The organism is Streptomyces sp. CC53 (assembly GCF_001865245.1).
In the GTDB taxonomy this organism is placed as follows: domain Bacteria; phylum Actinomycetota; class Actinomycetes; order Streptomycetales; family Streptomycetaceae; genus Streptomyces.
Window position 1 is genome coordinate 18,474 of the sequence record NZ_MKXB01000143.1, and the last position, 863, is coordinate 19,336.

Here is an 863-nt window from a genome sequence, read left to right on the forward strand (position 1 = left end):
CCGCGGCGCACCGATACTGGAGGGCATGAACGCACCCAGCGCACTCGGCGGGTTCCTGCGGTCCCGCAGGGCCCGGGTCACCCCGCAGGCGGCCGGGCTGCCCGACCGGGGCCGCCGCAGGGTCGCGGGGCTGCGCCGCGAGGAGGTCGCCGAACTCGCGGGCGTCAGCCTCGTCTACTACACCCGGCTGGAACAGGGCCGCGCCCGCAACCCGTCGGACGCCGTGCTCGCCGCACTGGGCCGGGTGCTGCGCCTCGACCCCGCCGAGCAGGCCCACCTGCGGGACCTCGCCCGCGACGACCGGAGCGGCAGGCCCCCCACCGCCGACACCCGGCCCCCGTCCGGCGCCGTACGGGAGAACCTGCGGCGCCTGGTGGCGGCGGTCGGTGCCGTGCCCGCGTACGTCCTGAACCCGGCCATGGACGTCCTCGCGGCCAACGACCTGGCCCGCGCCCTCGTCGCCGCCCCGGACCGGGCCCGGCCGCCCTTCAGCCTGGCGCGGCAGGTCTTCCTCGACCCCGGGGCGCGGCGGCTCTACCCGCACTGGGACGAGGTGGCCCGCCAGACGGTCGGGTTCCTGCGCTACGCCGCGGGCCGCCGCCCCGAGGAGCCCGCACTGCTCCGCCTGGTCGGCCAACTCGGCGCCCTCAGTGAGGAGTTCCGCACCCTGTGGGCGGAGCGGGACGTCGCGGAGAAGACGTACGGCACGAAGAGCTTCCGGCACCCGCTCGTCGGCGGCTTCGACCTCGCGTACGAGACGCTCGGCCTGCCCGGCGACGAGGGCCTCTCCCTCGTCGTCTTCACCGCCCCCGACGCCCGCGCGGACGCGGCGCTGCGGCTGCTGGGCAGTTGGAGCACCCCCG

General features: G+C 77.4%; 1 protein-coding gene. It reads left to right on the forward strand.

Annotation, left to right across the window (positions count from 1 at the left end):
- Window positions 1–25: 25 nt before the first annotated feature.
- On the forward strand, window positions 26–863 hold an 838-nt coding region (locus BJP40_RS14215), incomplete at its 3' end, for a helix-turn-helix domain-containing protein (protein WP_071280677.1).